Below are 26,345 nucleotides of genomic sequence, written 5' to 3' on the forward strand. Positions count from 1 at the left end.
CCCCACGACCCCACCGGATTTCAGTGGAAATCCGCCACCCGACTTCAGCGGAAACCGGGTACCCGATTTCAGTGGAAATCCGGTACCGGAGTTCAGTGGAAGTCCGGGGGTTCGGCGGGGGGTTGGAAACGCACAGAGCAGCGAGGAGTTGTCCATGGTTGAGAGTCGTGTCGCGATCGTCACCGGTGCCGCTCGCGGGATCGGCGCCGCCACCGCGAAGAGGCTGGCCGAAGACGGGTTCGCCGTCGGCGTCATCGACCTCGACGAGAAGGCCTGCGGTGACACCGTTTCGGCGATCGAGGCGGGTGGCGGCAAGGCGCTGGCGATCGGGGCCAACGTCGCCGACGCCGAGCAGGTGCAGGCCGCCGTCGACCGGGTCGCCGCCGAGCTGGGCGCACCGACCGTGCTGGTCAACAACGCGGGCGTGCTGCGCGACAACATGCTGTTCAAGATGTCCGAGGACGACTGGGACACCGTGATGAACGTGCACCTGCGCGGCTCGTTCCTGATGGCCCGGGCGGTGCAGAAGCACATGGTCGAGGCCAAGTGGGGCCGGATCGTGAACCTGTCGTCGACCTCGGCGCTGGGCAACCGCGGACAGGCCAACTACTCCACGGCCAAGGCCGGTCTGCAGGGCCTGACCAAGACGCTGGCGATCGAGCTGGGCAAGTTCGGCATCACCGCGAACGCGATCGCCCCGGGCTTCATCGCCACCGACATGACCAAGGCGACGGCCGAGCGCGTCGGCATGTCCTTCGAGGACTTCACCACCGCCGCGATCTCGCAGATCCCGGTCGCGCGGGCGGGCAAGCCCGAGGACATCGCCAACACCGTCTCGTTCTTCGCCGACGAGCGTTCCGGCTTCGTCTCCGGCCAGGTCATCTACGTGGCCGGCGGACCGAAGGCGTGAGCACCGTGGACGCCACCGAGCTGCGCGGCCGGGTCCAGGAGTTCCTGGCCGCGCACGACCCGAAAAGCACCGACCGGCTGGAGTTCCTGCGCGCCCGGTTCGACGCCGGGCTGGCGTGGGTGCACTTCCCGGAGGGGTTGGGCGGTCTGGGCGCGGCCCGCGAGCTGCAGGCCGACGTCGACGCCGCCTTCGCCGAGGCGGGCGCACCGGACAACGAACCGCACATGAACGTCATCGGCCTGGGCATGGCGGCCCCGACGATCCTGCGCTTCGGCGACGACGAGCAGCGCAAGCGCTTCCTCCGTCCGCTGTGGACCGGCGAGGAGATCTGGTGCCAGCTCTTCAGCGAACCGGGCGCAGGCTCGGACCTCGCGGCGCTGTCCACCAGGGCCGTGCGCGACGGTGACGAGTGGGTCGTCGACGGGCAGAAGGTGTGGACGTCGCTGGCGCACCAGGCCCGGTGGGCGATCCTGGTGACCCGCTCCGATCCGGACCAGCCCAAGCACAAGGGCCTGACCTACTTCATCTGCGACATGACCGCGCCGGGCGTGGAAGTCCGCCCGCTGCGGCAGATCACCGGCGAGGCCGAGTTCAACGAGGTCTTCCTGACCGGTGTGCGCATCCCCGACTCGCAGCGGCTCGGCGAGGTCGGGCAGGGCTGGTCGGTGGCGCTGGGCACGCTGATGAACGAGCGCGTCGCCATCGGCGGCCGCACGCCCCCGCGCGAGAGCGGCCTGATCGGTGCCGCCGCCGATCAGTGGCGGAGCCACCCGGAGAAGCGCACGCCGGGCCTGCACGACCGGCTGTTGGAGCTGTGGGTGGAGGCCGAGGCGCTGCGGCTGGCCAGCATCCGCCTGCGGCAGCAGATGGCCGTCGGCGAGCCGGGACCGGAGGGTTCGGCGATCAAGTCGGCCTTCGCTGAGCTCAACCAGCGCCTCACCGGCTACCAGCTGGAGCTGCTGGGCGAGGAGGGCTTGGAGTACGACGACTGGACGTTCCGCCAGCCGGAGTTCACCGACTTCACCAAGCGCGGGCCCGGTTTCCGCTACCTGCGGGCCAAGGGCAACACGATCGAGGGCGGCACGACCGAGATCCTGCGCAACGTCATCGCCGAGCGGATCCTCGGGCTGCCGCCGGAGATTCGCACCGACAAGGACAAGCCGTGGAAGGAGCTGCCGCGATGACGGACCTGCTCTACACCGAGGTCGAGGAGGACCTGCGCTCCGGCGTGCGCCGAGTGCTGCGGGACCGCTGCGACTGGACGGCCGTCCTGGCCCGCGTCGAGACCGACGAGCCCTACGACCTGGACCTGTGGCGGTCGCTGGCCGGTGAGATGGGCCTGGCGGGACTGCTGGTGCCCGACGAGCTCGGCGGTTCCGGCGCCACGGCTCGGGAGCTGTCGGTGGTGGCCGAGGAGATCGGCCGCGCGGTCGCTCCGGTGCCCTTCCTGAGCACCGTGCTGGCCACCGCGGCGCTGGCGGGCTGCGCGGAGCGGACCGCGCTGCCGCAGCTGGTGGACGGTTCGAAGGTGGGCACCCTCGCGGTCGGGCTGACGACCGTTCCGCACGCGACGTTCCCGCAGTCGGTGAAGGCCGAGGACTCGGCGCTGACCGGCACGGTGTCGGCCGTGGTGGACCTGGAGGTGGCCGACTACGCGGTGGTTCCGGCCGTCGACACCGACGGTTCGGCGCTGTACCTGGTGGAGACCTCGGCGGCGACGCGCACGTCGGCGACGCCGCTGGACCTGACTCGCCGCTTCGGCACGCTCGTCCTCGACGGCACCGCGGGCGAGCGCATCGCCTCCGGCGCGGAGGCGGAGCGGGTCCTGCGCCACGCGCTGCTCACGGCCGCGGGGATGCTGGCGGCCGAGCAGGTCGGGCTCGCGCAGCACTGCCTGGACACCACCGTGGAGTACGGCAAGACCCGCTACCAGTTCGGCAGGCAGATCGGTTCCTTCCAGGCGATCAAGCACCGGCTGGCCGACCTGTGGACCAAGATCAGCATGGCGCGCGCGGTGTCCCGCAACGCCTCCGACGCGCTGGCCGCGGGCGCCGATGAGGAGCTGGCGGTGGCGATGGCGCAGGCCTACGTCTCCGACCTGGTGGTCCACGCGGCGGAGGAGCACCTCCAGCTGCACGGCGGCATCGGCATGACCTGGGAGCACCCCGCGCACCTGTACCTGGGGCGCGCGAAGAGCTCCCAGCTCACCTTCGGCATCGCCGAGGCCCACCGGGCCCGCATCGCCGAACTCGTCGACCTTCCCGGAGGAAGCGCATGAAGGTTTTCACCAGCAAGGAAGAGATCCTCGCCGCCCAGGGCGAGCAGCTGGGCACCAGCGAGTGGCTGACCATCACGCAGGAGCAGGTCAACACCTTCGCCGACGCGACCCACGACCACCAGTGGATCCACGTCGACGTCGAGAAGGCGAAGCAGGGGCCGTTCGGCACGCCGATCGCGCACGGCTTCCTGACGCTGAGCCTGCTGCCGAAGCTGAACTCGGAGACCTTCCGGGTCGACAACGTCAAGATGGGCATCAACTACGGCCTGAACAAGGTCCGGTTCCCCTCCCCCGTCCCGGTCGGCGCGCGGGTGCGCGCGACGACCGAGCTGATCAGCGCCACCGAGATCGAGGGCGGCCTCCAGCTGGCGGTCAAGGCGACGGTGGAGATCGAGGGCGCCGACAAGCCCGCCTGCGTCGCGGAGTTCCTCTCCCGCGTCCTGCTCTAGCGGCGGTTCTGGCGAATGTGGGGAGGTTTCCGCGGAAACCTCCCCACTTCTCGTTTCGGTCTCACGGCTGGATGTGGATGTCCATGCCGGGGCCCAGGGGGATGTCGGCGAAGTAGAAGACCGTCATGACCAGCGCCCACAGCAGCCAGAACGGGACGACGAACGGCACCATGCGGGCGACCAGGGTGCCGATGCCCGCGCTCGGTTCGTAGCGGCGCAGGTACCCCAGGATGATGATCATGTACGGGTTCAGCGGCGTCATGATCTGCGTGGCCGAGTCGCCGACGCGGAACGCCGCCTGGGCGAAGCCGGGTTCGAACCCCAGCAGCGCGAACATCGGCACGAACACCGCCGCCATCAGCGTCCACAGGCTCGACCCGGAGATGATGAACAGGTTCAGCAGCGAGGCCAGCAGCATGAACCCGAGGAACGCCGGATACCCGTCCAGGTGCATCGACTGCAGCAGGTCGGCACCCGAGACCGCCACCAGCGAACCGAGTTTCGTCCAGTTGAACAGCGCGATGAACTGCCCGAGCATGAACGCCAGCACCAGGAACCCGGTCAGGTCGCGCAGCGCGAGCGCCATCAGCCGCGGCACGTCGGCGGCCCGGGTGATGGACCCGGCCTTGGCGCCGTAGGCGATCGCCGGGACGGCGAAGCCGAGGAAGATCAGCGTCGTCACCGAGTCCATCAGCGGCGAGTCCGGCAGGAACCCGCCTTCGGCGTTGGCCAGCGGCGAGTTCGGCCAGAGCACCAGCACCAGCACCAGCGCGGTCGCGACCAGGAACGACACCCCGGCCCACCGCAAGCCCCGGCGCTCGGCGGGTTCCAGCGCGACCTTGAGGTCGGACGCCTCGCCGTCGGCGACCTCGCGGGGGACGCCGTTGCGGATCAAGCGCGGTTCGATGAGCCGGTCGATGAGGAACCCGGCGAGCAGCCCGAGCAGCACCGCCGAGACGGCGTTGAAGTAGTAGTTCGACACCGGTGTGACCAGCGTGCCCGGGTTCGGCAGCGTCTCGGCGACCTTGTTGCTGATCCCGGAGAACAGCGCGTCCAGGCTCGTGACCACGATCGACGTCGAGTACCCGGCGCCGGTGGCGGCGAACCCGCCCAGCAGACCGGCGACCGGGTGACGACCGGCGGCCTTGAACACCAGCGCCGCCAGCGGCGGGATGATGATCATCGAGGAGTCGGCCATCACGCTCGCGCTGACCCCGACCAGGCCCACCGCGTACGGCAGGACCGAGCGCCGGGCGTTGCCGAAGGACGACCTGATCAGGGCGGTCAGCATGCCGGTGCGCTCGGCCAGGCCGACCGCGAGCATGATCGTGACGACGGTTTCCAGCGGCGGGAACCCGATGAAGTTCTCCGCCATCGTCGTGAACAGGAACTCCAGGCCGTCGCCGGTGAAGGCGCCGCGGATCGGCGTCGCCTCGTCGGAACCCGGGATGGTCACCGAGACGCCGAACGCCGATATCGCCGTGGACACCACCGCGACCAGCAGAAACAGCAATCCGAAGAGGATGAACGGGTCGGGGAGCTTGTTGCCGATCCGCTCGATCAGGTTGAGCACGCGGTCCAGGCGCGGTGAGCGCGCTTCGGTCTCGGTCAAGGTCACTCCCGTCGGCCTCACGACATGCCGGCGTCAGCCAACCCCTCCGCACCGCCGGGTCACAAGCCCCGGGGGCGGAACGAAACACGACCGAAAAACTACGGTCTCAGCGAGTCCAGCAGGAGGTCGGCGAAGTGCTCGCCGACCTCCTGACCGGTGAGCTTGCCGTCCTCGTGGAACCAGGTGCCGAGGTGGTGCACCGCGCCGAAGAAGAAGTCCACCACCAGGTCCGCGGACTTGTCGGTGCGGAACACCCCGGTCTTCTGGCCCTCTTCGATCAGGCCGCGCACGCGCTCGTGGTAGCGGCGGCGCTCGGCGCGCACCTCGGCCTGCTTGTCGGCGTGCAGCAGGTGCATCGACCGGAAGAAGATGATCGTGTCTTCCAGGTTGGCCGTCGTGGTGGCCACGACGTCCGAAGCCGCGGCGTGCAACCGCTCCTTGACCGGCGAGTCGCTTTCGGCCGCGCTCTCCAGCCGCGCCTGCTGATCGCGCAGCACCCTGGCGTAGATCTCGTAGAGCAGGTCGTCCTTGGAGCCGAAGTAGTGGTACATCGCGCCCTTGGTGACGCCCGCGGCATCGACGATCTGCTGCACCGAGGTGGCTTCGAAGCCCTGCTCGGCGAACAGCCGGGTGGCTACGGCCAGCAATCGTTGCGGAACCGGCTCGGTGCCCGCCTCCGTGCCCGTGCGTGCGTTGGCCGACCGCGCCATCTCGTTCCTCCCCTTGTCGATGCCCTCGGGCAAGCCTAGTCGGGCCGCTACTCGACCTTTCGCTGCAGCTTGCGCATGCCCGCCTGCCAGCGCTCCGGCTGGCCCGCCCGCAACGCGTAGTAATCGGCGACCTCCGGGTGCGGCAGGATCAGGAACTCCTCGCCGCCCAGCTTCTCGGCCACCATCTCAGCGACGTCGGTGGCCTCGATGGCGGTGGCACCCATGAGGATCCGCCCGGTCTCGCCGCTGGCCTCCAGCAGCTGGGTGCGCACGCCTTGCGGGCACAGCGCCTGCGCCGTGACGCCCTTGTCCGCGTAGGTGATGTTGAGGTACTCGGCGAAGGCGACCGCGGCGTGCTTGGTCACCGAGTACGGCGCGGACCCGAGCATCGTGAGCAGCCCGGCGGCCGAGGCGGTACCGAGGAAGTGGCCCTCGCCGCGTTCCAGCCAGTGCGGCAGCACCGCGCGGGCCGCGCGCACGTGGGACATCACGTTGACCTCCCACGAGGCGGCCCAGGCGTCCTCGTCGGCCTCCGGCCCGCCGTTGCGGCCGATGCCGGCGTTGGCGCAGAACACGTCGATCCGGCCGTGCTCTCCCATCGCGGCGTCGACGAGCTCGGCCACGCCCTGCTCGCTGGCGGCGTCACCGGGCACGGCGATGCCGCCGACCTCGTCCGCGACCGCGCGGACGGCGTCCGAATCGAGGTCACCGAGAACCGTTCTCGCGCCGAGCGCGGCGAACTTGCGGGCCATCGCGGCACCGATGCCGTTGCCGGCACCGGTGATGATCACGACCGAATCGGCGAACTGCACGTCACATACCGCCCTTCAGGGTCGAACCGCCGTCGAGCACGAGGATCTGACCGGTGATCCAGGACGCCTCGTCGGAGAGCAGGAACGCCGCCGCACCGGAGATGTCCGACGGGATTCCCAAGCGCCCCAACGGGTATCCGGCGGCGACCTCGGCCTCGTTGTCGGCGTAGAGCGCGGTGGCGAACTTGGTCTTGACCACGGCCGGCGCGATCGCGTTGACGCGCACCTTCGGCGCGAGCTCCACGGCCAGCTCCTGGGTCATGTGCGCCAGCATCGCCTTGGTGGCGCCGTAGAACCCGATCCCGGGCGCGGGGTTGAGACCGGCCACCGAGGACACGTTGAGCACCGATCCGCCGTGCTCGCCCATTCCGGCGCGGAAGACCTGCTGGGTCCACGACAGCGCGGCGAGCACGTTGACCTGGAAGGTCTTCTGCGCGACGCCGTGGTCGAGGTCGATCATCGGGCCGTAGGCGGGGTTGATGCCGGTGTTGTTGACCAGCAGGTCCACCCGGCCGAAGGCCTCCGCGGTCTTGGCCACGGCCTCGGCCTGGTGCTCCAGGTCGTCGGCCTTGCCCGCGATGCCCAGCGCGTTGTCCTTGCCGAGGCTCTCGACGGCTTCGGCCAGCGGTTCGGGCTTGCGCGCGGTGATGGTGACCTTGGCACCTTCGGCGACCAGGCGTTCGGCGATGGCCAGCCCGATTCCGCGGCTGGCTCCGGTCACGATCGCCACTCGACCGTCGAAACGCTTGCTCACTGTTCGTTCCTTCCGTGTTGCTCGCCCGCGCGCGCCGTGTCGCGCAGTTGCCGGCGCAGGATCTTCCCGGTTGCGGTTTTCGGGAGTTCGTCGAGGATTTCGACGCTCCGGGGGTACTTGTAGGCGGCCAGCTGCCGCTTGCAGTGCTCGACGAGCTCCTCGCCGGTGGCGGTGCTGCCGCGGGCAAGGCTGATGAACGCCTTGACGGTCTCGCCGCGGTAGGCGTCGGGAACGCCGACGACGGCGGCTTCCCGCACGGCCGGGTGTCCGTAGAGGACGTCCTCGACCTCGCGCGGCCACACCTTGAAGCCGGAGGCGTTGATCATGTCCTTCTTCCGGTCCACGACGTAGAACCAGCCCTGCTCGTCCATGAACCCGACGTCGCCGGTGTGCAGCCGGCCGTCCCGGATGCTCGCCGCGGTCTCCTCGGGCTTGTTCCAGTAGGCCGGGACCACCATCGGGCCCTCGATGACGATCTCACCGACCTCGCCGACGGGCAGGTCGGATCCGTCCTCGTCGACCACCCGCAGCACGGTGTTGTACGTGGGCACGCCGACCGCGAGCGTCCCGGACGCGGCGTCGACCGGCGCTTCCTTGCCCAGCGGCACGGAGGTGGCGGTGGCCGTGGTCTCGGTGAGGCCGTAGCCGTTGCGGATGTAGAGCCCGAAGCGCTCGCGGAACGCCTCGACGACCGCCGAAGGCAGCGGTGCTCCGCCGGAGTGGACCATCTTCAGCGAGGCGAAGTGCTCCGGCGAGACCTCGGGGTGGTTCATCAGCGCCATGTAGGCCGTGGACGGACCGACCATGAACGCGGGCGCGTGCTCGGCGAGAGCGTCGAGCACGACACCGGGTTCGAACCGGTAGGCCAGGTCGAGCTGCCGGCCTGCCGCCAGGGCGGCGGCGAACTGCACGACCAGTCCGGTGATGTGGAACAGCGGGGCGAGCGCGAAGATCCCGCCGGGGGTGTCCTCGTTCAGCCGCAGCGCCGTGCCCTCGGCGTTGAACACGACGTTGCCGTGGGTATTGGTGGCTCCCTTGGGGACTCCGCTGGTGCCCGAGGTGTAGACCAGCAGCGCGATGTCCGATGCGGACGGCGAGACCGCGGGCGGGCGCTTGCCGGCGTAGGAGCGGGCGACGGCCAGCAGGTCGGCGCAGCCCTCGGCGGGTTGACGCTGCGACTTGGCGAACAGCCGCTGGTCGTCGCGGGTCTGCAGGTCCAGTTCGCTGGTGGTGACCGCGATGCCGATCTCCAGCGCGGTCGCGACTCCGCCGACGACGTCGTGCCAGCCCTGCTCGGAGGAGATCACGGCGGTCGGCCGGGAGTCGCCGAGGATCTTGGTGAGCTCGTGCATCCGGTACATCGGGTTGAGCGGGACGACGATGGCCCCGGCCTTCCACCCGGCGAGCACGGCGATGGCGAACTGCGGCACGTTCTGCAGGTAGACGGCGACCCGGTCGCCCTGGGCGACACCGCGTTCGACGAGGTGGCAGGCGAGCCCGTCGCTGAGCTCGTCGAGCTCGGCGAAGGTCAGCCGCCCGTCGAAGTAGGTGAGCGCGACGTCGTCGGGGTGGTCCCGGACCGTGTCGGCGAGCAGGTCCAGCATCGTGGCGTGCTCGGGCTCGATCTGCGCGGGGAGATCGTCGTCGAAGAGCTCCAACCACGGTCGTTCGTCGTACACGCTGCCCAACGCGCCACCTCCACTGTGAGACCGACCAGTCGGTACGGCCAGTCAACGATCCTTCGGCGCTCCCGTCAAGAGGCGATCCGCCGACAGTTCGCAGTCGCCGACCCCTCCTGCCGGGCGATCCGGCACACGGACGCCGCAGCCCGGGGAATCCGGTCAGAGCAGCCACACCGTCACCATCCGCAACAACTGCTGCACCCGCGGTGACGTTCAGGTGGGTCCGCGCACGTTCGCGCACGCATTTCGTGCGCTCTGCGGTATCCTCGGCATATGTCAGCCGCGCTGGAGACCGTGTTGGCCAGGGCCGGTTTGAAGGTCACCGCCAACGAATTCCTCACCCTCGTCGAGGACGCAGCCAGGAAGCTCACCTCGCCGCAGGTCGACCCAGCCGCGCACTTCACCGACTCGGAGCGCGCCGCGCTCGCGGCCACCGGGCTGGACCTGTCGCCGCTGGGCGACACCGAGGTCGACCCGCGGGCCCGCACCGTCGCCGAGCAGACGGTGCTGCGCGACACCGCGCTGTCGGTCGGTCAGGCCGCCGCGCGGATCGGGGTCGACACCAGCCGGGTCCGCCACCGCATCGGCGAGCGCCGCCTGATCGGCTGGAAGGACCGCGGCGGCTGGCGCCTGCCCGCGTGGCAGTTCACCGATTCCGACGCGCTGCCCGGCCTGGACGTCGTGCTCCCGTGGATGCCCGCGGACCAACCCGCGCTCGTGCTGGCGAACTTCATGACCACCCCCCAGGAGGATCTGGAGATCCACGACAGACCGGTGAGTCCGCGAGAGTGGCTGCTGGCCGGCGGCGATCCGCACCGGGTCGCCGAGCTCGCCGCCGCCATCGGCACCCCCGCCTGACCAGCCCCACCGCGACCACCACCTGGGACCACACATTGGCACGGCTACCCCAGCCGCCTGCTCCTGCAGCGCTGCAGGCGATCCTCCGCCGAACAGAGGACGTGATCGCGGTGCCCTCGGGCACCAGGCTCGCGCGCGTGTTCACCTCCGGCGGCAACCACCCGCAGCAGTGGAACAGCTTCCGCTACGCCGGACCGCTGCCGCACGCGCGGTTCGACCCGCACCTGCCGAACTCCCAAGGCGGACCGACGATCACGCGCGAGCACGGCGTCCTGTACTTCTCGCTGTCGGTGCAGACCTGCATCGCGGAGGTGTACCAGGCGACGTCCACCGTGGACCGGCGCACCCGCAGCCCGCACCTGGTGCTGTTCCGTCCACGCCGAACGCTGCGGCTGCTCGACCTCACCGGGCTCTGGCCCACCAGGGCGGGCGCTTCGCAGGCCATCAGCAGCGGGCCGAAATCGCGCACCCAGGCGTGGGCCCGCGCGATCCGCGCGTCCTACCCGGAGCTCGACGGCCTCTGGTACCGGTCCGCGATGGACTCCGGCAAGCCCTCGGTCTGCCTCTGGGACCCGCCCGCGGACACCGCGCTCCCGGACAACCCGGACGTCCTGCTCCCGCTGAGCCACCCCGGTCTCGACGTCCCGCTGGGACGCGTCTGCCAGGAGCTCAGCTACACCTTGCTGGACTGAAGGGGCACGCACGAGAAGATCCCCTCCGGACGGTGTCCGAAGGGGATCTCCTGGTCTTGCCGCGGAGCGTCAGCTCTGGCTGGCCTCGGTCGCCGCGTCCCGCTTGGACTTGGCGAGGCTCGCCCACGTGGTGATCGCGAGGGTCAGCACGATGAAGCTCAACGACATCCAGTTGTTGATCTCCGCCCACTCCGGCACCAGGTGGTACTCGTGGAAGGCGTGCAGGATCAGCTTCAGGCCGATGAAGCCGAGGATGACCGCCAGACCGACCGACAGGTAGACCAGCTTGTCCACCAGGCCGCCGAGCAGGAAGTACAGCTGCCGCAGGCCCATCAGCGCGAAGGCGTTGGCGGTGAACACCAGGAACGGGTCCTGGGTGATGCCGAAGATCGCCGGGATCGAGTCCACGGCGAACAGCAGGTCGGCACTGCCGATGGCCACGATGACCACGAACATCGGCGTCAGGTACCGCTTGCCGTCGATCTTCACCGTCGACTTGGCCTCGTGGTAGTCGTCGGTCACCGGGAACATCTTGCGAACCCAGCGGACGACCGCGTTCTCCTTGTACTCCTCTTCCTCGTCCTTCTTGCGGACCATGCTGAAGGCGGTCCAGATGAGGAAGGCGCCGAAGATGAAGAACACCCAGACGAACTGCGCGATCAGCGCAGCGCCGACGGCGATGAAGATGCCGCGCATGAGCAGCGCGAGCAGGATGCCGATCAGCAGCACCTTGTGCTGGTGGATCGACGGCACCGCGAAGCTGGACATGATCACCATGAAGATGAACAGGTTGTCCACGCTCAGCGAGTACTCGGTGATGTAACCGGTGAAGAACTCGATGGCGAAGTGCTGATCACCGAAGATCCACACACCGATGCCGAACAGGATCGCGCAGCCGATGTAGAAGGTGACCCACTTCGCCGCTTCGGCGGTGGTCACCTCGTGGGGCTTGCGGTCGACGATCACCAGGTCGAGCAGCAACAGCAGGGCGAGCCCGCCTAGGGTCGCTGCCCACACCCACCAGTGCACGTGCATCGTGTCGACTGCGGGCTGCTGCGCAGGGGCCGCGCGCAACAACAGGTCGGCACCCATCAATCACCTCCGGTTCAGGGCGTACACGTCCGGGACCGGAGGTCTCTTCCACCGATCTGCTTTATCGGTCGACGGCACCGGGCTTGACCAGGCAAGTTCCGTGATGACGACACCGTCGCGAAGGAATACTCCCCTCCACCACTCGTCAAGATTGTCACTTATGCCGGGGTCCCCGCACCAGGTGGGGTGACCAGTTGCAACGCAAGTCACGGATCGAACCTAGGTGGGACCGCTGAACGGGGCAATGCGGGTGGCGCGCGCTCCCCGATCCGGGGGCATTGCGTTCACACCGATGATCGCTAGTATCGCCACGGCCTGATCACTCGGGCACCGCACGCGGGGATGCGGCCAAGACCACACGAAGGCGGGCACGACGAGGTGTCCGATTGCGCTTTGGTCTCTGGTTCATAGCGTCTTGCCTTCCCTCCGCGTCTGGATGAAACCGGTGCCGCTCCGTTCACCTACTGTCAATGCCGTGTCCGCCTCCCCCCGTCGCCGAACCGGCCTGTACCTGCTCGCCCTGCCCTGCGTCCTCTTAGTGGTGCTGGGGGCGTTCCTGTGGTCCGGCCAGGTGCAACCGCTGCAACCGGCGGCGCAGCCCCCGGCTCCCCGAGAGGCCATGGTCGACGTGCTCGACGGCCCGGGCGGCACCGAGAGAGTGCAGATCGACGTCACGCTCCACTCCCCCGTCGACACCCCGGCGCCGGCGATCCTGCTGGCCCACGGCTTCGGCGGCAGCAAGGCCGACACCGCCGAGCAGGCGCGGGAACTCGTCCGGCGCGGCTTCACGGTGCTGACCTACTCGGCGCGCGGGTTCGGCCGCAGCACCGGGCAGATCGCGCTGAACTCCCCGGACTACGAGGTCGCCGACGCCCGGCAGCTGCTGGACTGGATGGCCCGCCAACCGGAGGTGCTGCGCGACGGCGACGGTGATCCGCGCGTCGGTGTCACCGGCGCCTCCTACGGCGGCGCGCTGGCGCTGATGCTGGCGGGCACCGATCCGCGGGTGGACGCCATCTCGCCGGTGATGACCTACAACGACCTCGGGCAGGCGCTGCTGCCCAACAACGCCAGCCAGGTGCGCATCGGCGGAGCCACCCCGGCAGACGGCTCGTTCAACCCCGAGGGCGTGTTCAGGCAGGCGTGGACCGGGCTGCTGTTCTCCGCCGGAGGCGCACCCCGGCCCACCGCGGGAACGCCGCTGACCTGCGGGAACTTCATCCCCGCCGTGTGCGCGGCCTACTCCGAGGTCGCCCAGTACGGACGCGCGAGCCAGCAGACGCTGGACCTGCTGGCCAAGTCGTCCCCCAAGACCTACAACTCGCGGGTCACCCAGCCGACGCTGCTGGTGCAGGGCGAGCGCGACACCCTGTTCGGGCTCGACCAGTCCGACGCCAACGCGCGGCAGATCTCCGCCGCCGGCGCCGAGGTCAAGACCATCTGGTTCGCCGGCGGCCACGACGGCAACCCGCCCGGCCCCGACGTGCGCGGGCGCGTCGCCGACTGGTTCGCCTTCCACCTGGGCGGCGTGCCACCGGTTCCCGACCCCGGCTCCGGTTTCCAGTTCGACATCGCCGGGCGGCCGCAGCGCGACGGCGACATCCCGGTGCGCACCATGACCGCGCCGTCCTACCCGGGGCTGCGGGACTCCCGGACGCCGCGCTACTCGCTTCCGCTGGACGGCCCGGTCACGCCGGTGATCAACCCGCCCGGCGGCTCCCCGGCGGCCACGAGCGCGCTGCCCGGCGCCGGCCAGGTGCTCGACGCGGCGGGCAGCCTCGGCCAGTCCCTGGCCCGGGACCTGCCCGGCCAGGTGGCGGTGTTCCGCACCCAGCCGCTGGAGGAGCAGACGCTGATCTCCGGCACGCCGCGCACGCGGCTGGCGATCGCCGCGGTGCCGGGCCAGCCGCAGCCCGCCGACGCGGTGCTGTTCGCCAAGCTCTACGACGTCGGCCCGGACGGGCAGCGGCAGCTGCTCGGCAACGCCGTGTCCCCGCTGCACATCAGCGACGTGCCCGCGGACGGCAGCCCGGTCGAGTTCGACGTCGCGCTGCCCGGTGTCGTGCACCCGATCGAGACGGGGCACCGCATCGAGCTCGCGGTCGCCACCACCGACCAGGCGTACGCGCTGCCGAGGGAACCGTCGGCGCACCTGGTGGCGCTGGCCGGCGACCGGACGGTGTCGATCCCGTCGGTGCACGCGACGTCCTCCAGCGCAGGTTCGGTCCCGGTCGGCCCGCTGGTGGGCATCGGGCTGGTGTTCGTGCTGGCGCTGCTGCTGTGGGTGATCTCGGCGATCCGCCGCAAGTTCAACGACGACCCGGATGCGCGGCTGGCGGAGACGCCGCTGGTGATCTCCGGGCTGACCAAGTCCTACCCGGGCAAGAAGGCCGCGGTGGACGACCTGAGCTTCCAGGTGGAGCGCGGTCAGATCGTCGGCCTGCTGGGTCCCAACGGCGCGGGCAAGACCACCACGCTGCGGATGCTGCTGGGGCTGCTGCGGCCGAGTCGCGGCGAGGTCCGCATCTTCGGTCACCGGCTGCAGGCCGGTGCTCCGGTGCTGTCGCGGGTGGGTGCTCTGGTGGAGTCGCCCGGTTTCCTGCCGCACCTGTCTGGCCTGGACAACCTGCGGCACTACTGGGCGGCGACCGGCCGTCCGATGCTGCGCGCGCACCTGGACGAGGTGCTGCAGATCTCCGGCCTGGAGAGCTCAGCGAAGCGCAAGGTGCGCACCTACAGCCAGGGCATGAAGCAGCGGCTGGCGATCGCCCAGGCGATGCTCGGCCTGCCGGAGCTGCTGGTGCTCGACGAACCGACCAACGGGCTCGACCCGCCGCAGATCCACCAGATGCGCGAGATCCTGCGCCGCTACGCCGCCACCGGCCGCGCGGTGCTGGTCTCCAGCCACCTGCTCGCCGAGGTCGAGCAGACCTGCACGCACGTGATCGTCATGCAGGACGGCACGCTCGTGGCCGAGGGCAGCGTCGCCGACATCACGGCCGTCAACGGGGAGGCGACCTTCCGGGTCGACGACCCGGAGGAGGCCGCCGAGGCGCTGCGCACCATCGAGGGGCTGGGCCTGGTCGAGATCGAGGACGACCTGGTGCACGCCGACCTCGCCGGGCACAAGGCCGCGGTCGCGGTGAACGTGCTGGTCGCATCGGGTGTCTCGGTGCACCAGGTGGGCCCGAGGCGCCGCCTGGAGGACGCCTTCCTGCAGCTCGTCGGAGAGGAACAGCGGTGAGCAACAACGAAACCCCCACCGAGGTCGCGGTACCGGAGACGGAGACCGCGCTGGTGCGCGCGCCCGTGCTGGGAGTCCCGCAGGCCGACGGCGCCGCGGAGGGCTACTCGGCCAAGCGGACGCTGCCGCTGCGGGTGGAGCTGGCGCGCCAGCTGCGGCGGGTGCGCACCCGGCTGACCCTGGCGTTCCTGGTGCTGCTGCCGCTGCTGCTGCTCGCCGCGTTCGAGCTCGGCGAGGACGACTCGCGCGGCGGGCGGAGCTTCGCCGACATGGCCACCGCCAGCGGGCTGAACTTCGCGGTGTTCACGCTGTTCGCCTCGACCGGGTTCCTGCTGGTCGTGGTGGTGGCGCTGTTCTTCGGCGACACCGTGGCCAGCGAGGCGTCCTGGTCGAGCCTGAAGTACCTGCTCGCCGCGCCGGTTCCGCGGATGCGGCTGCTGCGGCAGAAGGCGAAGGTCGCCGCGCTGCTGTCGGTCCTCGGCGTGGTCCTGCTGGTCGGGGTGGCGCTGGCGGTGGGCGTGCTCTGGTTCGGCACCGGCGACCTCATCAGCACCACCGGCGAAGCCCTGACCTTCCCGCGCGGGGTGCTGAGCCTGGCCGCCGCGACGCTCTACGTCGCGGTCCACCTCAGCTGGATCGCCGGGCTCGCCCTGTTCCTCAGCGTCAACACCGACGCTCCGCTGGGCGCGGTGGGTGGAGCGGTCCTGATCTCCATCCTCTCGGAGATCATCGACCAGATCTCCGCCCTGGGCGACCTCCGCAACTACCTCCCCACCCACTTCTCCACGGCCTACTCGGACCTGCTCAGCGAGGACATCGACCCCTCGTCGATGATCACCGGCTGCTTCTCGGCCCTGTCCTACGCCGCGGTCTTCACCACCCTCGCCATCTGGCGCTTCAACCGAAAAGACATCACCAGCTAACCCTTCCCCCGCCACACACCCCCGGATCACGACCGTCCTCAGAACCCGGAATACCGCCGTAATCAGGCACCGGAATACGGCCGTAATCGGGTCCCTGATTGCGGCCGTACTCGGGGATCGGAGCACTGCCGTGTTCGGGGACCGGAATACCGCAGTAATCCGAGACATGATTACTGCGGTATTCCGGGTAAGTGGTCGGGGACGGCACCTGGGTGGGTGTGCGACGAGGGATGGGTTGGGCGTGTGGCGTAGTGGGTTGGGTCTGGCGGCGTAATGTTGTTGGGCGATGGAGATCTTTCATCTTCGGTACTTCGTCGCCGTGGCGGAGAAGCTGAGCTTCTCGGGCGCCGCGCGGTCGTTGCACATGGCCACCTCTCCCCTGAGCCAGCGGATCCGGGATCTGGAGCGCGAGCTCGGGACCGTGCTGTTCGAGCGGGACTCGCACCACGTGCAGCTGACCGAGTCCGGGACCGCGCTGCTGCCGATCGCGCGGGACGCGTTGAGCCGGTTCGACGACGTGCCGTGGCGGCTGCGGGAAGCGATCGGACGGCACCGGCCCGTCGTCTACCTCGGCGTTCCGCCCGGCCTGCACTCGACCTTGCGGGAGCGGCTGACGGTGTTCACCCGCCGCTGCGCCGAGGTGTGCGACCTGAAGCGCTGGCCCGGCGGGAGCCGCGAACTGCTGCTCGGGGTGCAGCGGGGCGAGCTGGCGATGGCCCTGGTGCACCTGCCGGTGCACGCCGAGGGCATCGAGGTGTTCGAGCTGATGCGGGAGCCGCTGGGCGCGGTGCTGCCCGCCGCGGACTTCGCCGGCCGCGAGGCGGTGTCGCTGCACGAGCTGGTCGGGCTGACCTACGTGCGCCCGGTGGCGCGGATGCTGCCGGACTACTGGGACGAGCTGGAGGCGCGGCTGACCGCCGCCGGAGTGCACCGCCGGATGACGCTGGACACCGGTGATTACGGCAGCACGGCGGAGGTCATCGCCAACCGCGGAGCATTCGCGATTTCCATGCTCGACCCGAAGAGCGGAATGCAGAAAATGCGCGACGAGAACATCACCGTGCTCCCCATCCAGGATTTCTCACCCAGCCTCGCAACCGGTCTGATCTGGCGCCAGGACCGCACCGAGGAGCAGCCTGAACTGCACGAACTCATCGCCGCCGCGAAGGAATCGATGACTGAACCGGCGGCGTGACCGCTGTGGTCACGCCATTGTTCGCGATACGGTTCCACTGATCAATTGAACACCGCTCCACAGCCGACCTAACGTAGTTAGCGAAGCAAATAAGTCGATTCGGGACGATTTCCCGACGCACTAGGAGTGGTGATGGCAACCCCCGCCGACAACGCCTCCGGCCCTCTGGCCGGCGTGCGTGTCATCGACCTGTCGACCGTGGTCATGGGCCCGTACGCGGCCCAGATCCTCGGCGACCTCGGCGCCGACGTGATCAAGATCGAGTCGCCGAAGGACACCGCGAGGCTCGGCAACGTCCACCGCACCCCCGGCATGACGCCGCTGGCGATGAACGTCAACCGCAACAAGCGCAGCGTCGCGCTCAACCTCAAGGACGCCGACGACGCCCAGCGCGCCCGCGACCTCATCAGCAGCGCCGACATCGTGATAACCAACATGCGCATCAACGCGCTGCGGCGCCTCGGCATGGACTACGACAGCCTCGCCGCCGACAACCCCCACCTGATCTACGCCCACGCGCAGGGCTTCCGCCCGGACTCCGACCGCGCCGAGCTCGCCGCCTACGACGAGACCGTGCAGGCCGCCTCCGGTCTGCTCGACCTCGCCCAGCGCGCCGGCGACATCGGCAAGCCCGTGGTGCTGCCGAGCATCTTCGGCGACAAGGTCGCCGCGCTGACGATCGTCTACTCGGCGCTGGCCGCGCTGGTGCACCAGCGCGCGACCGGGCAGGGCCAGCTGGTCGAGGTGCCGATGGCCGACACGATGCTGGCGTTCAACCTCGTCGAGCACCTGCAGGGCCGGATCTTCGAACCGCCGAAGACCGACACCGGCTTCCCGCTGTCGATGACCACCGGTCACCGCGCCCGCCCCACCAAGGACGGGTTCGCGATGATCATGCCCTACTCGCCGAAGAACTTCCGCGACCTGTTCACCGCCGCCGGACGCGACGACCTCGCCGCCGATCCGCGCCTGGCAGGCGACTACATCGACGCCCGCGAGCACGGAACGGCGCTGGTCGAGCTCATGGAGTCGGTGACGCCGACGCTGACCACCGCCGAGTGGGTCCAGGTGTGCACCGAGCACAGCATCCCGGTCGGCCCGGTCCTGCGGCTCGACGAAGCCGCCGACGACCCCTACGTGCAGGAAGGCCACCTGCTCGACCTGGCCGAGCACCCCACCGAGGGCAGCTACCGGCAGGTGGGGGTCCCGATCCAGTTCTCCGCCACGCCGGCCTCCATCCGACTGCACCCGCCGATCCCCGGCCAGGACACCGACGCGGTCTTCACCGAACTCGACGAGCGCAACGAGGGGAACGCGGCATGACCACACCGAACACGACCGTGCGGACCGAGACCCGCGGCAACGCCCTGGTCATCACCATCAACCGGCCCGAGGCGCGCAACGCGATCAACGCCGACGTCGCGCACGGCATCGCCGCCGCCGTCGACGAGCTCGACGCGAACCCGCAGCTGCGGGTGGGTGTGCTGACCGGAGCGGCGGGCACCTTCAGCGCGGGCATGGACCTCAAGGCCGCCGCGCGCGGGGAATCCCCCAGCGTCGAGGACCGCGGTTTCGCCGGGATCACCGAGTTCGACAGCGCCACACCGCTGATCGCCGCCGTGGAGGGCTTCGCGATGGGCGGCGGCTTCGAACTGGCGCTGGCCTGCGACCTGGTGGTCGCGTCCTCGGGCGCGACGTTCGCGCTGCCGGAGGTCAAGCGCGGGCTGATCGCCGGTGGTGGCGGCGCGATCCGGCTGCCCAAGCGGATCCCGCACCACCTGGCCATGGAACTGCTGCTGACCGGCCGCAGCATCGACGCCGGCCGTGCCGCCGAGCTCGGCCTGGTCAACCGGGTCGCCGACGACGGCGCCGCGCTGGACGCCGCGCTGGAGCTGGCCGAGGAGCTGACCGCCAACGCGCCGCTGGCGCTGACCGCGGTCAAGCAGGTCGTCCGGCACTCCGACCGGTTGCCCGAGCCGGAGGCGTTCGCCGCCCAGCGCCGCGAGATCCGCGGTCTCCACGAGTCCGCCGACTTCGCCGAGGGCGTCCGGGCCTTCACCGAGAAGCGCGCACCGAAGTGGACGGGACAGTGAACAGCGAAGAGATCCTGCGCCGCGTGGCGACCCCGCTGGGCGCCCCGGCCTACGCACCGGCGGTCGCGCGGTTCACCGACCGCGAGTACCTCAACGTCGTCTACCGCACCGACCCCGAGGCGCTGCGCGCGGTGGTTCCCGAGCCGCTGGAGTTCGACGAGCCGCTGGTGCGCTTCGAGATCATGAACATGGGCGAGGTCACCTCGTTCGGCCCGTACGTCGAGGCGGGACAGGCGATTCCGGTGCGCTTCGGCGAGGAGCGCGGCGAGTACCTGCACGCGATGTACCTGAACAACTTCCCCGCCACCGCCGCCGGCCGCGAAGCCAGCGCCTACCCGAAGGTGATGGGCGAACCCGCGCTCGAGGTGGAGAACTCCGCGCTGGTGGGGACGCTGGACTACGGCTCGCAGCGGGTCGCGACGGCGACGATGGGCTACAAGTGGTTCCCGATGGATCTCGCCGCCGCCGAGGCCGAGATCACGGTGCCGACGTTCATGCTCAAGCTCGTCCCCGGCTACGACCACCGGCCGCGGATCGCCGAGCTCGTGCGCACCCGCATCACCGACATCACCGTCAAGCAGGCCTTCACCGGACCCGCGCGGTTGCAGCTGTTCGAGCACGCGCTGGCACCGCTGGCGGACCTGCCGGTGCGCGAGGTCGTCTCGGCCAGCCACATCATCACCGATCTCACGCTGTCGGGAGTCGAGCCCGTCCACGACTACCTGGCGGAGAGGAAGCAGTCATGAGTCCGAAGTGGACGAACGTCGCGGTGGTGGGCGCTGGGACCATCGGCCTGGCCTGGGCGGCGCTGTTCGCGCACGCCGGCCTGGAGGTCCGGGTCACCGATCCGCGCGACGACCTCGACGCGGCCGTCGACGACGCCCTGCCGATGCTCGCCGAGAGCATCCCCGGTGCCGACGTCACCGCGCTGCGCAGCCGCATCACCGCCACCGACGACCTGGCCGAGGCGGTGGAGAACGCGCAGCTGGTGCAGGAGAACGGGCCGGAGCGGCTGGAGTTCAAGCAGCAGCTGTTCGCCGAGATCGCCCGGCACGCCCCCGCGGATGCGGTGCTGGCCTCCTCCAGCTCCGGGATCGTGGCCTCCGCGATCGCCGCCGAGCTGGACGAGGACGTGGCCGCGCGGCTGCTCATCGCCCACCCGTTCAACCCGCCGCAGGTGGTGCCGCTGGTGGAGATCGTGCCCGGCGCGACGGCCGAGGAGGTCGTGCAGCAGGCGATCGCCTTCTACCGCGACCTGGGCAAGACGCCGGTGCGGATCCACAAGGAGGTCGACGGGTCCGTCGCCAACCGGTTGCAGAGCGCCCTCCTGCGCGAGTCGATCTCGCTGGTGCAGCAGGGCGTCGTGTCCGCCGAGGAACTCGACACCGTGATGAAGGCGTCGCTGGGCGGCCGCTACGCGACCATCGGCCCGTTCGAGAGCTTCCACCTCGGCGGCGGCCCCGGCGGGATCCGCCACATGATGGCCCACCTCGGCGTGGGCATGGCCGACCGCTGGGCCGAGCTGGGACGGCCGGAACTCGACGAGCCCACCATCACCTCGATCGTCGAGCAGACCGAGGCCGCCTACGGCGCGGGCCCGGAGTCCTACCGCGAACGCGCGCGCCTGCGCGACCGCAAGCACAACGCACTCAACCACGCCCTGTTCGGAATCGAAACAGGCGCGGACGCAACGATCTGACGAGGAACGACGATGCCCAAGCCCGCAATCACCAACCCCGACTTCTTCGGCTTCTACGACCTGCTCAGCGAGTCCGAGCGCACCGAGCTCGCCGAGATCCGCGAGTACCTGGAGCGCGAGGTCAAGCCGCTGGCCAACCAGGCGTGGGACACCTCGGAGTTCCCCTTCGAGGTCGTCGAGAAGTTCGCCGAGCTGCGGCTGGCCGGCTACCAGTTCGCCGAGCACGGCGACGGCAAGCCGCGGAGCCCGCTGTTCACCGGCTTCCTGAGCCTGGAGCTCAACCGGATCGACCCGTCGCTGGCCGTGTTCTCCGGCGTCCACACCGGACTCGCGATGGGAAGCATCTACCACGGCGGTGACCAGGAGCAACGCGATCGCTGGATCCCGGACATGGTGGAGATGAACCGGATCGGCGCGTTCGCGCTGACCGAGCCCGAGGGCGGCTCCGACGTCGCCGGCGGCATGCGTACCACCGCCCGCAAGGAGGGCGATGAGTGGGTGCTCAACGGCGCCAAGCGCTGGATCGGCAACGGCACCTTCGCCGACCTGATCGTGGTGTGGGCGCGCGACGAGGCCGACGGCAACGTCAAGGGCTTCGTGGTGGAGAAGGAAACTCCCGGCTTCACCGCCACCAAGATCGAGGGCAAGATCGCGCTGCGCACGGTGCAGAACGCCGACATCACCCTCACCGACGTGCGGGTTCCGGAGGCCAACCGGTTGCAGCAGGTCAACAGCTTCCGCGACACCGCGAAGGTGCTGGCCATGACCCGCGGCGGCGTCGCGTGGCAAGCGCTGGGCGTGGCGGTGCGCGCCTACGAGCTGGCTCGCGAGTACGCGGTGAACCGCGTGCAGTTCGGCAAGCCGATCGGCGCCTTCCAGATGATCCAGGACCTGCTGGTCAAGATGCTGGGCAACATCACCGCCATGTTCGGCGTCGTGGTGCGGCTCAACGAACTGGTGGCGCAGGGTTCCGGAAGCGCCGAGCAGGCGGCGCTGGCCAAGGCGTTCACCACCACCAAGATGCGCGAGGTCGTGTCCTGGGCCCGGGAGCTGTTCGGCGGCAACGGAATCGTTTTGGACCACGAGATCGCGAAGTTCTTCGCCGACGCCGAGGCGGTCTACTCCTTCGAGGGCTCCCGGGAGATGAACACGCTGATCGTCGGCAAGTCGATCACCGGCCACAGCGCCTTCGCGTGAGGACCGGCTTCGGAATCCGACCTGCTCGGCGGTGCGGCTAGCGGAACCTCAGCGGCTCCGCTCGGGAGCGCGCCCACCGATGTCCGCTTCAGATGAGACCCGTTCGGGTACTTGCGCTCCAGTCCTCCCGATCTCAACCAAAAATTTACGCAGTCCCCCCGAGAGACGGCCGCTCACCTCGATTTCCGAGGTGGGCGGCCTTCCTACGGCCTCGCGCTCAAATCGTCCATCCGCCCAATGGAGGCATCGTTGAGCGGAAAGGTCCAATTCAGCGGCCGAGCGCACTATCATCACGCCGAGTGATACTTTTGATCATTAGTGGAGCACCAGTAGTCCCCGGTGGCGCCCCCGACGTTTCGGCACCGCGGTGCCCGTCACCGAAAACCCCGTACCAAGGACGCTGATGTCTGAAAGCCCCTTACCCGCGATCCAAACCGACCGAGCCCCCGAAGCCCCACCCCACAACGATCTTCGGGCGAAGCTGCAGCGGCTGGTCGTGGCGTCCCTGGCCGCGACGGCGCTGATCGGGACCGCCACGGCGGTCACGCTGGTCTTCGTCCCTCCGCCCGAACTGCGCTACACCGTCCTCGCGGTGGGCATCGTCGCCAGCATCGCCGTCGTGGTCATCGGATACCTGCGCGCGAACACGCTGGCCGACGACGTCGACCGGCGCATCCACGAATCCGGCCACGACGCCCAGGCCAGGCTGCAGGAGTCGCTGCGCAACTCCCACCAGTGGATCGAGTCGCTGCGCGGCACCGTCGCCCAGGGAACCCGCGAACTGCCCCAGCTCGTCGAGCAGATCCAGTCCGGCCAGCAGCCCGCGCCGAAGTGGCCCACGGGCGAGCCGGTCACCGGCAACCCCTACGAGCTGCTCGCCCACGAGCTCCGGCAGGCCCAGATGGCCGTCGAGTTCGCGCTGGTCCGCATGCAGAGCGAGCCCGCGCAGGCCAACATCGACCCCAGCGTCGCGGTCTTCGCCAACCTCGCCCGACGCGTGCAGTCCCTGGCTCACCGCGCCATCCAGCGGCTCGACGAGCTGGAGCAGCAGGTCGAGGACCCGGACCTGCTCAAGGGCCTGTTCGCGGTGGACCACCTGGTCACCGGCGTGCGCAGGCAGGCCGAATCCCTCGCCGTGCTCGGTGGTTCGATGCCGCGGCGGCAGTGGAGCAAGCCGGTCGCGATGTACACCGTGCTGCGCTCCGCGGTGGCCGAGGTCGAGCACTACGCCCGCGTCAAGGTGATCCCGCCGGTCGACGGCACGCTGCACGGCCACGCCGTCGCCGACGTCATCCACCTCATCGCCGAGCTGGTGGAGAACGCCACCGCGTTCTCCGAGCCCGACACTCAGGTGAGCATCAACAGCCAGATCGTCACCGCCGGTCTGGCCATCGACATCCGCGACCGCGGCCTGGGCATCGACCAGCGCAGCCGGGTCACGCTCAACGGGCTGCTCACCAACCCCGACGACGTCGACCGGGACGCGCAGCTGCGCGACGGCCGCATCGGCCTGTACGTGGTGGCGCAGCTGGCGCACCGGCACCACATCGGCGTCGAGCTCGAGAACAACATGTACGGCGGCACCGACGCGCACGTGGTCATCCCCAACAACCTGCTGGGCGAGACCGACATCGAGCCGGACGAGTCCGCCGCGCAGAGCTCCAGCAGCGTGCTGTCCACCGTCGAACCGCAGGTCAACGGCCACGACTCGCGCGGATCGCTGATGCCCTCGCCGGCGCAGACGTTCAACAGCGGTCGCCACACCGGCCAGCAGCCCGTCCACGCGACCGGGCCGCAGCCAGCGGTCCGCGAGGAGCGCCCCGCCCAGCAGCAGCACAACCCCTACGGGCGCCACTCCGGCGCCGTGCCGGAGGCTCCCCCGGTGACGACCTCCGGTCCGGTCAACGCCGACAACGCAGAACGGCCCGCGCTACCCCGGCGCGACCGCACGCGCAGCTACCTGGTCCCGCAGCTCGCGGAGAGCTCCTCCACGCCCGAGGAGAAGCCGCGGGGCGGACCGAGCCCCAGCCTGTACGCGTCCTTCCGCTCGGGTGTCGAGGGCGGCGTTTCGGACGACAAACCAGGCCAGGGCTGACCCCGCACCACACCCCTCCCCCGCACAAGATCTGCCCCCGCGCAGTGAGAAGAGTCAGGAGACGTTTTCCACAATGGCCAATGACGCAGCGGGCTCGTCGTCCGACCTGAGTTGGCTACTCGCCGACCTGCTCCGACGAGTCCCGCACACCCGCTGTGCCCTGCTCGCCTCGACCGACGGAATCAAGCGGTACTACAGAGGGCTCGACAACGACGAGGCCGACGCCCTCGCCGCTTGGGCCGCCGCGCAGTGCTCGCTGGCCCGCAACGGCGGCCGCCGCTTCGGCATGGACGGTGGTGGCGTCCGCCAGGTCGTCGTCGAGTTCAACGACCTGGTCGTGTTCGTCTCCGCCGCCGGTAGCGGTGCCGTGCTCGTCGTGCTGGCCACCCCGGAAGCCGACGCCGCGGTGCTCGGCTACGAGATCGCCCAGCTCGTCAAGCGAGTCCCGAACCACCTGGCTACCCCCATGCGGCAGCCCACCGCCGCGCGGAGCACCGGTGAGATGGGCAGGTGAGCATGCCCGGACCATCGGACAAACCGTGGTTGGACAACGAAGCCGGACCGCTGCTGCGCCCGTACTCGCTGACCAACGGCCGGACCGAACCCAGCGAACCGCTGTCCCTGCAGTCGCTGGTGCGGTCCACAGGGCGCTTCTCACCGGAACGCATCGAACCGGTTCACGCCAAGATGCTGACGCTCTGCCGGCACGCCACCTCGGTCGCCGAGGTCGCTGCTCACCTGCGGCAACCCGCCGTAGTCACCAAAGTCCTGCTCTCCGATCTCATCGACTGGGGAGCGCTCACCACCCACGCACCCGCCGACGTGCCGAAGCGCGATCAACTGGAGGCTTTGCTGAATGGGCTCCAACAGCTCTGAGCCATTCCCGACCTCGTTCAAGTTCCTCATAGCGGGTGGGTTCGGAGTCGGTAAGACCACGTTCATCCATTCGGTCAGCGAGATCGAGCCGCTGACCACGGAGGAGACGCTCACCGTCGCCAGCGTCGGGCACGACGACCTGACCGGCGTCGGGGACAAGAACACGACCACCGTGGCGATGGACTTCGGTCGAATCACGTTCGACCCGCAGAACATCGTGCTGTTCCTGTTCGGCACGCCGGGTCAGGACCGGTTCTGGTTCATGTGGGACGACCTGGTCGACGGTGCCCTGGGCGCGGTCGTCCTGGCCGACACGCGTCGGCTGGAGGACTGCTTCGCGGCCGTGGAGTTCTTCGAGCGACGCGGAATCGATTTCCTCGTGGCGGTCAACCAGTTCGAGAACAGCTTCCGCTACCAGCCCGAGGAGGTGCGGCGAGCGCTGGACATCAAACCGCACATCCCGGTCGTGCTCTGCGATGCGCGCGACCGCCGCTCCGCGGCCTCGGTGCTGGTGCAGCTGATCGAGCACGTGATGGAGACCCGCGCCTTATGACCCCGCCCCGAATCCCCCAACTCAATCGGAGTTTCTCGTGACGACCTTCGATGCTGCCGGACACCGGCACTTCAGCCCCGTCGACGCGCACGCGCACGAGCGTGCGGCGCGGCTGCGCCAGCTCGGCCTGGGCGACGCCGGAGATCCCGAGTTCGACGCGTTCGCGCAACGCGTCGCCCAGACCCTCGGCGTGCCCAACGCGATGGTCAACTTCATCACCGACACCCACCAGTACCTGGGTGGTCTGTTCACCAAGGTGGCGGGGATGGAAGACCCGAACTCCGACGCCGACCCGCGTTCGGCTCCGATGGAGACGGGCTACTGCCCGCACGTCATCGCCCGCCGGATGGCGCTGGTCCTCGAAGACGTCTGCGACTACCCGCGTTTCGCGGGCAACGACGTCGTGGACAAGATGAACGTCCGCTCCTACCTGGGGGCTCCGCTGATCGACCGCACCGGCATGGCGCTGGGCACGGTCTGCGTCATCGACAGCGAGGTGCGCCCGTGGGGCCGCGACGGCCTCAACGCCATCAAGGCGCTGGCCGGCGAAGGCGTCGATCTGATCCACCGCCGCGAGCGGGACCGCCAGGCGGGCTGAGCACCACCTGCGACGAGGGGGCG

25 protein-coding genes are annotated in these 26,345 nt (G+C 69.6%); 19 read left to right on the forward strand and 6 right to left on the reverse strand.

Going from position 1 to position 26,345, the window contains the following annotated elements; genetic code table 11:
* The first annotated feature begins 154 nt into the window (after positions 1 to 154).
* The 4 genes from fabG to E1181_RS19455 are packed head-to-tail and all read left to right on the forward strand — an operon-like array spanning position 155 to position 3,637.
* Positions 155 to 910 (forward strand): 3-oxoacyl-ACP reductase FabG, encoded by a 756-nt coding sequence (gene fabG / locus E1181_RS19440; RefSeq protein WP_235876881.1) that lies wholly within the window; start codon positions 155 to 157, stop codon positions 908 to 910.
* Positions 907 to 2,094 (forward strand): acyl-CoA dehydrogenase family protein, encoded by a 1,188-nt coding sequence (locus E1181_RS19445; RefSeq protein ID WP_235876882.1) that lies wholly within the window; start codon positions 907 to 909, stop codon positions 2,092 to 2,094. Before fabG ends, E1181_RS19445 begins: the two co-directional genes overlap by 4 nt.
* The gene (locus E1181_RS19450; protein WP_132676813.1) at positions 2,091 to 3,188 is read left to right on the forward strand and encodes an acyl-CoA dehydrogenase family protein; all 1,098 of its coding nucleotides are present in this window, start codon (positions 2,091 to 2,093) and stop codon (positions 3,186 to 3,188) included. The genes E1181_RS19445 and E1181_RS19450 overlap by 4 nt, the downstream gene beginning before the upstream one ends.
* Positions 3,185 to 3,637, forward strand: coding sequence for a MaoC family dehydratase (locus E1181_RS19455; RefSeq protein ID WP_132676815.1), 453 nt, complete (start codon positions 3,185 to 3,187; stop codon positions 3,635 to 3,637). Before E1181_RS19450 ends, E1181_RS19455 begins: the two co-directional genes overlap by 4 nt.
* 61 nt (positions 3,638 to 3,698) lie before the next feature.
* Here E1181_RS19455 and E1181_RS19460 read toward each other — a convergent pair whose 3' ends face one another.
* The 5 genes from E1181_RS19460 to E1181_RS19480 form a co-directional block, all read right to left on the reverse strand.
* Positions 3,699 to 5,249 carry an AbgT family transporter gene (locus E1181_RS19460; protein ID WP_132676817.1) on the reverse strand — a complete coding sequence of 517 codons (1,551 nt, stop codon included), beginning with the start codon at positions 5,247 to 5,249 and terminating at the stop codon, positions 3,699 to 3,701.
* A 98-nt stretch (positions 5,250 to 5,347) separates the two neighbouring features.
* Positions 5,348 to 5,959 carry a TetR/AcrR family transcriptional regulator gene (locus tag E1181_RS19465; protein WP_132676819.1) on the reverse strand — a complete coding sequence of 204 codons (612 nt, stop codon included), beginning with the start codon at positions 5,957 to 5,959 and terminating at the stop codon, positions 5,348 to 5,350.
* A 47-nt stretch (positions 5,960 to 6,006) separates the two neighbouring features.
* Positions 6,007 to 6,771, reverse strand: coding sequence for an SDR family oxidoreductase (locus E1181_RS19470; RefSeq protein WP_268952482.1), 765 nt, complete (start codon positions 6,769 to 6,771; stop codon positions 6,007 to 6,009).
* Position 6,772: 1 nt separating this feature from the next.
* Positions 6,773 to 7,525 carry an SDR family oxidoreductase gene (locus E1181_RS19475; protein ID WP_132676821.1) on the reverse strand — a complete coding sequence of 251 codons (753 nt, stop codon included), beginning with the start codon at positions 7,523 to 7,525 and terminating at the stop codon, positions 6,773 to 6,775.
* Positions 7,522 to 9,213: a class I adenylate-forming enzyme family protein gene (locus E1181_RS19480; protein WP_235876883.1), complete on the reverse strand. Its 1,692-nt coding sequence runs from the start codon at positions 9,211 to 9,213 to the stop codon at positions 7,522 to 7,524. The genes E1181_RS19475 and E1181_RS19480 overlap by 4 nt, the downstream gene beginning before the upstream one ends.
* A 267-nt stretch (positions 9,214 to 9,480) precedes the next feature.
* Between E1181_RS19480 and E1181_RS19485 the strand changes: the two genes are divergently transcribed.
* Complete coding sequence (locus tag E1181_RS19485; RefSeq protein WP_132676823.1) at positions 9,481 to 10,065, forward strand: DNA-binding protein; 585 nt, start codon at positions 9,481 to 9,483, stop codon at positions 10,063 to 10,065.
* Between the two features lie 35 nt (positions 10,066 to 10,100).
* Positions 10,101 to 10,757, forward strand: a complete 657-nt coding sequence (locus E1181_RS19490) for an RES family NAD+ phosphorylase (protein ID WP_207922218.1) — start codon at positions 10,101 to 10,103, stop codon at positions 10,755 to 10,757.
* A 69-nt stretch (positions 10,758 to 10,826) separates the two neighbouring features.
* Here the strand turns inward: E1181_RS19490 and E1181_RS19495 are convergent, their stop codons facing one another.
* Entirely contained in the window at positions 10,827 to 11,792 is a 966-nt protein-coding gene (locus E1181_RS19495; RefSeq protein ID WP_207922226.1) for a TerC family protein, read from the reverse strand.
* A gap of 676 nt (positions 11,793 to 12,468) precedes the next feature.
* Between E1181_RS19495 and E1181_RS19500 the strand changes: the two genes are divergently transcribed.
* The 13 genes from E1181_RS19500 to E1181_RS19560 all read left to right on the forward strand — a co-directional run bounded on the left by E1181_RS19500 (position 12,469) and on the right by E1181_RS19560 (position 26,322).
* Positions 12,469 to 15,093: an alpha/beta fold hydrolase gene (locus E1181_RS19500; protein ID WP_235876888.1), complete on the forward strand. Its 2,625-nt coding sequence runs from the start codon at positions 12,469 to 12,471 to the stop codon at positions 15,091 to 15,093.
* Positions 15,090 to 16,016 (forward strand): ABC transporter permease subunit, encoded by a 927-nt coding sequence (locus tag E1181_RS19505; protein ID WP_207922219.1) that lies wholly within the window; start codon positions 15,090 to 15,092, stop codon positions 16,014 to 16,016. Before E1181_RS19500 ends, E1181_RS19505 begins: the two co-directional genes overlap by 4 nt.
* A 286-nt stretch (positions 16,017 to 16,302) precedes the next feature.
* Positions 16,303 to 17,211: a LysR family transcriptional regulator gene (locus tag E1181_RS19510; RefSeq protein ID WP_132676829.1), complete on the forward strand. Its 909-nt coding sequence runs from the start codon at positions 16,303 to 16,305 to the stop codon at positions 17,209 to 17,211.
* Between the two features lie 132 nt (positions 17,212 to 17,343).
* The gene (locus E1181_RS19515) at positions 17,344 to 18,534 is read left to right on the forward strand and encodes a CaiB/BaiF CoA transferase family protein (protein WP_132676831.1); all 1,191 of its coding nucleotides are present in this window, start codon (positions 17,344 to 17,346) and stop codon (positions 18,532 to 18,534) included.
* Complete coding sequence (locus E1181_RS19520; RefSeq protein ID WP_132676833.1) at positions 18,531 to 19,304, forward strand: crotonase/enoyl-CoA hydratase family protein; 774 nt, start codon at positions 18,531 to 18,533, stop codon at positions 19,302 to 19,304. Before E1181_RS19515 ends, E1181_RS19520 begins: the two co-directional genes overlap by 4 nt.
* Positions 19,301 to 20,050, forward strand: coding sequence for an acetoacetate decarboxylase (locus tag E1181_RS19525; protein ID WP_207922220.1), 750 nt, complete (start codon positions 19,301 to 19,303; stop codon positions 20,048 to 20,050). Before E1181_RS19520 ends, E1181_RS19525 begins: the two co-directional genes overlap by 4 nt.
* Positions 20,047 to 21,003: a 3-hydroxyacyl-CoA dehydrogenase NAD-binding domain-containing protein gene (locus E1181_RS19530; protein ID WP_207922221.1), complete on the forward strand. Its 957-nt coding sequence runs from the start codon at positions 20,047 to 20,049 to the stop codon at positions 21,001 to 21,003. Before E1181_RS19525 ends, E1181_RS19530 begins: the two co-directional genes overlap by 4 nt.
* A 12-nt stretch (positions 21,004 to 21,015) precedes the next feature.
* Complete coding sequence (locus E1181_RS19535; protein WP_132676837.1) at positions 21,016 to 22,200, forward strand: acyl-CoA dehydrogenase family protein; 1,185 nt, start codon at positions 21,016 to 21,018, stop codon at positions 22,198 to 22,200.
* 403 nt (positions 22,201 to 22,603) lie between these two features.
* Entirely contained in the window at positions 22,604 to 24,295 is a 1,692-nt protein-coding gene (locus E1181_RS19540; protein WP_132676839.1) for a sensor histidine kinase, read from the forward strand.
* Between the two features lie 73 nt (positions 24,296 to 24,368).
* Positions 24,369 to 24,809: a roadblock/LC7 domain-containing protein gene (locus E1181_RS19545; RefSeq protein WP_132676841.1), complete on the forward strand. Its 441-nt coding sequence runs from the start codon at positions 24,369 to 24,371 to the stop codon at positions 24,807 to 24,809.
* Between the two features lie 2 nt (positions 24,810 to 24,811).
* Positions 24,812 to 25,171, forward strand: a complete 360-nt coding sequence (locus tag E1181_RS19550; RefSeq protein WP_132676843.1) for a DUF742 domain-containing protein — start codon at positions 24,812 to 24,814, stop codon at positions 25,169 to 25,171.
* Positions 25,152 to 25,724: a GTP-binding protein gene (locus tag E1181_RS19555; RefSeq protein ID WP_132676845.1), complete on the forward strand. Its 573-nt coding sequence runs from the start codon at positions 25,152 to 25,154 to the stop codon at positions 25,722 to 25,724. The genes E1181_RS19550 and E1181_RS19555 overlap by 20 nt, the downstream gene beginning before the upstream one ends.
* Positions 25,725 to 25,761: 37 nt before the next feature.
* The gene (locus E1181_RS19560) at positions 25,762 to 26,322 is read left to right on the forward strand and encodes a GAF domain-containing protein (protein WP_132676847.1); all 561 of its coding nucleotides are present in this window, start codon (positions 25,762 to 25,764) and stop codon (positions 26,320 to 26,322) included.
* Positions 26,323 to 26,345 lie beyond the last annotated feature (23 nt).

The sequence above is a fragment of the Saccharopolyspora terrae genome (assembly GCF_004348435.1).
Lineage (GTDB): Bacteria > Actinomycetota > Actinomycetes > Mycobacteriales > Pseudonocardiaceae > Saccharopolyspora > Saccharopolyspora endophytica.

Bases quoted from the DNA above. Each gene is read 5' to 3' on its own strand.
- E1181_RS19485 (WP_132676823.1), top strand. From the start codon at position 9,481: ATGTCAGCCGCGCTGGAGACCGTGTTGGCCAGGGCCGGTTTGAAGGTC.
- E1181_RS19465 (WP_132676819.1), bottom strand. From the start codon at position 5,959: ATGGCGCGGTCGGCCAACGCACGCACGGGCACGGAGGCGGGCACCGAG.
- E1181_RS19450 (WP_132676813.1), top strand. From the start codon at position 2,091: ATGACGGACCTGCTCTACACCGAGGTCGAGGAGGACCTGCGCTCCGGC.
- E1181_RS19515 (WP_132676831.1), top strand. From the start codon at position 17,344: ATGGCAACCCCCGCCGACAACGCCTCCGGCCCTCTGGCCGGCGTGCGT.
- E1181_RS19495 (WP_207922226.1), bottom strand. From the start codon at position 11,792: ATGCACGTGCACTGGTGGGTGTGGGCAGCGACCCTAGGCGGGCTCGCC.
- E1181_RS19500 (WP_235876888.1), top strand. From the start codon at position 12,469: ATGGTCGACGTGCTCGACGGCCCGGGCGGCACCGAGAGAGTGCAGATC.
- E1181_RS19530 (WP_207922221.1), top strand. From the start codon at position 20,047: ATGAGTCCGAAGTGGACGAACGTCGCGGTGGTGGGCGCTGGGACCATC.
- E1181_RS19545 (WP_132676841.1), top strand. From the start codon at position 24,369: ATGGCCAATGACGCAGCGGGCTCGTCGTCCGACCTGAGTTGGCTACTC.
- E1181_RS19520 (WP_132676833.1), top strand. From the start codon at position 18,531: ATGACCACACCGAACACGACCGTGCGGACCGAGACCCGCGGCAACGCC.
- E1181_RS19550 (WP_132676843.1), top strand. From the start codon at position 24,812: ATGCCCGGACCATCGGACAAACCGTGGTTGGACAACGAAGCCGGACCG.
- E1181_RS19510 (WP_132676829.1), top strand. From the start codon at position 16,303: ATGGAGATCTTTCATCTTCGGTACTTCGTCGCCGTGGCGGAGAAGCTG.
- E1181_RS19455 (WP_132676815.1), top strand. From the start codon at position 3,185: ATGAAGGTTTTCACCAGCAAGGAAGAGATCCTCGCCGCCCAGGGCGAG.
- E1181_RS19555 (WP_132676845.1), top strand. From the start codon at position 25,152: ATGGGCTCCAACAGCTCTGAGCCATTCCCGACCTCGTTCAAGTTCCTC.
- fabG (WP_235876881.1), top strand. From the start codon at position 155: ATGGTTGAGAGTCGTGTCGCGATCGTCACCGGTGCCGCTCGCGGGATC.
- E1181_RS19535 (WP_132676837.1), top strand. From the start codon at position 21,016: ATGCCCAAGCCCGCAATCACCAACCCCGACTTCTTCGGCTTCTACGAC.
- E1181_RS19540 (WP_132676839.1), top strand. From the start codon at position 22,604: ATGTCTGAAAGCCCCTTACCCGCGATCCAAACCGACCGAGCCCCCGAA.